General features: G+C 54.3%; 5 protein-coding genes and 1 pseudogene. 4 read left to right on the top strand and 2 right to left on the bottom strand.

Annotated features, from left to right (window positions below; translation table 11 throughout):
- Window positions 1-123 precede the first annotated feature (123 nt).
- A pseudogene (locus tag IU397_RS23515) lies at window positions 124-273 on the top strand (IS256 family transposase); the annotation flags it as partial.
- Between the two features lie 302 nt (window positions 274-575).
- On the opposite strand, the gene IU397_RS22980 reads toward IU397_RS23515, so the two are convergent.
- The gene (locus IU397_RS22980) at window positions 576-2,741 is read right to left on the bottom strand and encodes a bifunctional diguanylate cyclase/phosphodiesterase (RefSeq protein ID WP_204417956.1); all 2,166 of its coding nucleotides are present in this window, start codon (window positions 2,739-2,741) and stop codon (window positions 576-578) included.
- Window positions 2,742-2,871: 130 nt separating this feature from the next.
- Window positions 2,872-3,051: a hypothetical protein gene (locus tag IU397_RS22975; RefSeq protein ID WP_204417955.1), complete on the bottom strand. Its 180-nt coding sequence runs from the start codon at window positions 3,049-3,051 to the stop codon at window positions 2,872-2,874.
- A 188-nt stretch (window positions 3,052-3,239) separates the two neighbouring features.
- Here IU397_RS22975 and IU397_RS22970 point away from each other — a divergent pair, with 188 nt between their 5' ends.
- The 3 genes from IU397_RS22970 to tnpB all read left to right on the top strand — a co-directional run bounded on the left by IU397_RS22970 (window position 3,240) and on the right by tnpB (window position 4,675).
- On the top strand, window positions 3,240-3,701 hold the full coding sequence (locus tag IU397_RS22970) for a phosphoribosyl-AMP cyclohydrolase (protein WP_204417954.1): 462 nt from the start codon (window positions 3,240-3,242) through the stop codon (window positions 3,699-3,701).
- 225 nt (window positions 3,702-3,926) lie between these two features.
- Window positions 3,927-4,163, top strand: a complete 237-nt coding sequence (locus IU397_RS23510; protein WP_239480019.1) for a VOC family protein — start codon at window positions 3,927-3,929, stop codon at window positions 4,161-4,163.
- 131 nt (window positions 4,164-4,294) lie between these two features.
- A complete protein-coding gene (gene tnpB / locus IU397_RS22960; protein ID WP_204417953.1) occupies window positions 4,295-4,675 on the top strand; it encodes an IS66 family insertion sequence element accessory protein TnpB in 381 nt (126 codons plus the stop codon).
- Window positions 4,676-4,887: the final 212 nt, after the last annotated feature.

Genomic DNA, 4,887 nt, shown 5'->3' with positions numbered 1-4,887 from the left:
ACCACCGTCCGCACACAAGCCTCGCTGGTATGACGCCAGCCGAATATGCTAACCGGTCAAAGGAAGACCAAAACCTGAACAGAGCTAACCTAAATTAGCGGACTCTAAGGGGAGCAGGTCACTGAGCGCGAGGTCATGACCGGGGTGGGTCCCGTGGTCGTAAGGGTGCCACGCGTGCGGAATCGCGGGCAGCAGGCTGAGAAGGTACGGTTCAGTTCGTCGATCCTTCCGCCCTATCTACGCAAGGCGAAAGCTGTCGAGGAATTGCTGCCTTGTCGGTCATGATGGCGTGTTTTTTCCTCCGCCTCTTGATGATTTGGGTTTGCGCTCGGTTCCTTCGTCGCGCTTCCGCGTCCGAGGCCGCTCGTTGTCGTTTGACAGGCTCGCCCGTTGCCATGGGTTTTCCAGCTTTCCACGTCCACCTGCATGCGCGGCTCCAACAGCATGACCCCAGCCTTGGGAGTGGGCAAAAGTTGGGGTAGGCGCTGACGTCAAACAGAGAGTGTAAAAGTCAGTCTCTGCAACTCATGCTGGTCAAGTGTGCTTCTGCGCTTTTTGCGGGGCTGCTGCTCCGGTTAGCTCGACGCTTTTAAGCTATCTTTTGTAAGATGTTCGAGAAGTGATGCTGCGGTGATTGGGTGCGAAAAATAGTAGCCTTGAAGCACCTGACACCCGGCATCGGCGAGAAACGCTCGTTGCTGTTCTGTTTCAACACCCTCAGCAATGACCGCGATACTGAGCGAACCGGCGATATCAATGATGAATTTCGTGACATCGGCGTGTTGGGCTGAGCCGGGGAGTGGGGCGACGAAGTCTCGGGAGATCTTCAAGCGCTCTGGCCGGAGCGACAGCAAGCCCATCAAAGAAGAGTGACCCATACCAAAATCATCGACGTCAATCCGCACCCCAAACTCGGCCAAACAGTGGAGGATGTCCTGTGTGTCTTCATCAAGCTGATCAGAAAAAACGCTTTCAAGGATTTCGATCACGAGCCGATGATGAAGCTGTGGCAGCACTTTGATGTCATCCAACAAGTCCGGATCACGTAGGCGTTCGCTTGCGATGTTGACGGATATGCTTGGCAATATGAGGTTTCGACTTCGCCAAAACCGATCATCCTCCGCGACCTTTCCCAGCACAACACGATCAATATCCGAGATCAGCCGAAGCCTTTCAGCGAGTGGTAGAAAATCTGGCGGTGCTAGGACCCCCATCTGGGGATGGTTCCACCGGACCAAGGCTTCGACACCAACAAGCGCCTCGGTTACGGCGTCGTACTGCGGTTGATAGACAACGAAGAACTCGTCGTTCTGGAGCGCAAGATGCAAGGCATCGGACATTGATTTCCGACGCCGTACCGCTTCGCGCAACTCATCGGTCACAATCGCGTAGCGACCGCGCCCCTGCTCCTTCGCGTGGTAGAGCGCAATATCGGCATCACTCAGTAATCGGTTGCTGTGAATGGGGCTCTCATGATCCCAGAGCGCTATGCCAACACTGGCACCAAATGTGCAGAGTTCACTATTCACTTCGAGGGGTTCACTCAGCGCCGAAATCAACCGCGTCGCGGTCTGGGTCGCAATATCAACACCGGCTGCGATGATGATGAACTCATCACCACCGATCCTGGAGACAAAATCATCCGGTTGCGCAAACTGCCGCGAGGTGTTGGCAACGTGGCAGAGGACGGTGTCGCCCGCCTGGTGGCCGAGGGTATCATTGATCGCCTTGAACCGATCTAGATCCAAGTGCAGCAACGCGAATGTGGTGGACGGGCCATCTAGCGCGGTCAGCCTGTCTAGCTCACATTCTAGGGCGCGCCGGTTCTTAAGACCCGTCAAAGCATCGGTAAGAGCCTGGATCTGCATCTCTTTATGCGCTTCACGAAGGGCAGAAGCATTCGTCTCAACTTGACGCAAAATCTCTTGATAAAGTTCGGTCTTGCCTAGCACGGCGGTTAGATCGAGGAAGCTGGTCACCCGCGCCCCGGTCGGCGAGTAGCCGTCTTTCACCAGACCGCGCCCCTTCGCGGTTTTACGCTCGATCTCATAGGGAGCGTCGGGCGCGTACCGGGTGCGCTCCTCGATCCATTTTTCTTGTTCAGGTTCAGGTAGTTTCAAAATCTGCTCCGCCACCTTCCGGTGCGCGTCGACAATGTGAACGCCCCGCGGAAATATATCATCAGTGTCTTGATATTTACTGCGACCTTCGATGCCGAAGAGCACGCAATCATTTTCATCATAGATCACGAGCGTATCGTTGCCGAGTTTGATGGCCTCAATTAGGGCAACACGGTCGCTTTCAATCTCCTGGCGTTCAGTCGCGTTACGAATAGCTTCCGCCAGAAGGTTTGCGAGAGATTGAGCCGCAGGGCGGTATTCACTGAGTAGCGGCATGGGGTCTTCGAATAGCGCAATGAGCAGGTGAAGGTCGTCTGACCCACAGTCTTCGATAGGGATGGGAATGATCGTTCCCGCAAAATTATGGTCCGTGGGAACGGCAAGTGGTGCGAACCCTTTCGCTGACCTCAAGGCGTCCAGAATATCCGCACGCGGAAGCAACTGTTCGGCTGCGGCGTTGGCGCAGATCATCCCGGGCGTCTCTGACAAGTGGACCAGCGCCGCGGCCCGCGCCCCCAGCAGATCAGGCGCCGTGTCGAGAACGGCGTTCACAACTCGATCTTGGTCCAACCGGAGATTGGGCGCGCATTTCTTACCGATTTCAGACCGCTGCGGTGCCATGTCAGTCCCACCCTATGAGGGCGCAGCTATAGGCGCTTTCCACAAAAATGAAGTTAACCTGTCAGCATATATCGCGTTTGGTGGTGCGAAACCGAGGCCCGAAAACGAATAGCCATCGCGTGGTCCGGTATCAGTTCAACAGTTGCGCCGTGTCTGGAAGCGGTGTGGAAAGGTCGGACAAAACTCCATCCACAACTGCTGCAACTGCGCTTTGCAAGGCTCTTACCGATATCTGAAGCGAGCCTTGGAGCTGCCGCATTGTCAGAAAGCGTGCGAGGCGCGCCATCTGGTAGCTTACATGGATCGTCATTGTTCTCTCGTCATCGAATTAGTCTCGGCTTGGCCACAGCACATCTCTAAAAAGCTGGTGTGATCTGGGGATGACCGGCCAGCTGTAGTATTAGCTGCGGAGTTATAGAGGGATGTTCCGCAACTTGGAATATTACGATACGATTCAGACTGTTTTGACAAACCAGACCCAGAAAGACCGACAGACCTATGCCCGAACGTAGCTTTGAACCAATGATGAAAGCCGAAGTAGTCACAGCGCAAAGGGCTTGGGCGAAATGCGTAACCGATCAAGACGTAGACGGCTTACTTGACCTCTATGATTTCGGCGATCCGGACGAACCACTTCTGTTTAAACCCACTTTGGCAGATGTGATCCGCTTGGATGAGAAAGGAGCGAAAGCGTATTTCGTCGGAGGTGACCCCGACTACCCGCAGGATAGTGGATTTCTGAAACGTGGATGGAGGACGGTCGAGTTTCAAAGCGCGGTCGGACCTATACTCAAAGCAGGTGGTCTTGGATACAAGGACATGGGCCATTACACGTTTGTGGATGGTGCGGGGAACGCGACGCGGGCCGACTACACATTTGCGTATCATAAGCTAGAAGGACGCGTTTTGATCTCGTTGCATCACTCCTCGCTAACCTGGTTTCCACCAATTGACGACTGAACCTGACGAAACTCGGAAGAGACCGAAACGAAAAAAGCAACCATACTTGCCATGAAGGACACCGCCCCATGTCTCTCAACTATGTCATGCTTGGATCAAACGATGTTAAAACAGCGCGTGGCTTTTACGATGCAGTTCTGCCAGCGATAGGTGGCAAGTTGACAACTGAGTATATGCCTCATGCTTTCTGCTACGGATTGCGGGGGGGGCGGGCGCGTTTGGGTTATGACACCATTCAATGAAGAAGCCGCGGATCCCGGAAATGGCAATATGGTTGGGTTCTCGTGTGACAGCAAAGAACAGGTTGATACAGCGCATCGGATTGCTCTGACAGAAGGTGGAACGAATGAAGGTAATCCTGGCCCAAGACCGCTTTATGGACCCGATTTCTACGGTGCATATGCCCGCGATCTTGATGGCAACAAAATGAGTTTTGTTTACCTCGGCGAAGACCAACACTAAAGGGCTTCTTATCCCTGCTCCTGTCCAAACACATAAACAAGACCTGAAGGAACCAGAACTCAGATAGGCACGGTTTTTCCTGGCAATGAGTTCGCTGTCATCGCCTCCTTCGGCTGGAAATGAATGACGGATTGAATAGATCGCAAGGGCCATGGCCAGGTGATCACGCTATCCCAAAGTGTCCGGATTTTGTTGCCAGCGATCCGGTGGACTTCCGCAACGGCCATGACGGGCTGGCTGCTTTGGCGCAGAGCCACTTGCGCCAGAAGCCTTTCGATAGGTCGGTTTATGTCCTCCGCGCCAAGCGGGCGGATCGGCTGAAGTTGATCTACTGGGACGGTAGTAGACTGGTGATGGCCTACAAACGGCTGCAGGATAACAGCTTCAAATGGCCGGAGATCAAGAACGGGGTGATGCGCCTGGAGCCTGCACAGTTTGAGATGCTGCTCTCAGGTTTGGATTGGCGGCGCGTGAGGCCTTTGGAGGTGACAGCCCCTGCCGCGGCGGAGTGACTCACGGGATCCCTTACGCGGATCAGTCTGCCCTTGTTTTGTAATGGCATCAGGCATGACTGTGCCTGATAAATTGCCCAATGATATTGCTGAACCGTGCCGGATTTGCCGGAGGCTCCAACTCTTGAGTAGGATGGAGCATCATGAGCAAGACAACGAACAAGTATTCACCGGAAGTCCGCGAACGCGCTGTACGGATGGTATTGGATGGC

Origin of the sequence: Actibacterium sp. 188UL27-1, assembly GCF_016901225.1 — a bacterium.
Taxonomy (GTDB): domain Bacteria; phylum Pseudomonadota; class Alphaproteobacteria; order Rhodobacterales; family Rhodobacteraceae; genus 188UL27-1.
The sequence above is the reverse complement of the archived record's forward strand: the minus strand, read 5'-3'. Positions and strand labels throughout refer to the sequence as shown.

What these genes read in the sequence shown, in the direction of transcription:
- IU397_RS22980 (WP_204417956.1), bottom strand. Translation starts at nt 2,741, where the DNA reads ATGGCACCGCAGCGGTCTGAAATCGGTAAGAAATGCGCGCCCAATCTC.
- IU397_RS22975 (WP_204417955.1), bottom strand. Translation starts at nt 3,051, where the DNA reads ATGACGATCCATGTAAGCTACCAGATGGCGCGCCTCGCACGCTTTCTG.
- IU397_RS22970 (WP_204417954.1), top strand. Translation starts at nt 3,240, where the DNA reads ATGCCCGAACGTAGCTTTGAACCAATGATGAAAGCCGAAGTAGTCACA.
- IU397_RS23510 (WP_239480019.1), top strand. Translation starts at nt 3,927, where the DNA reads ATGACACCATTCAATGAAGAAGCCGCGGATCCCGGAAATGGCAATATG.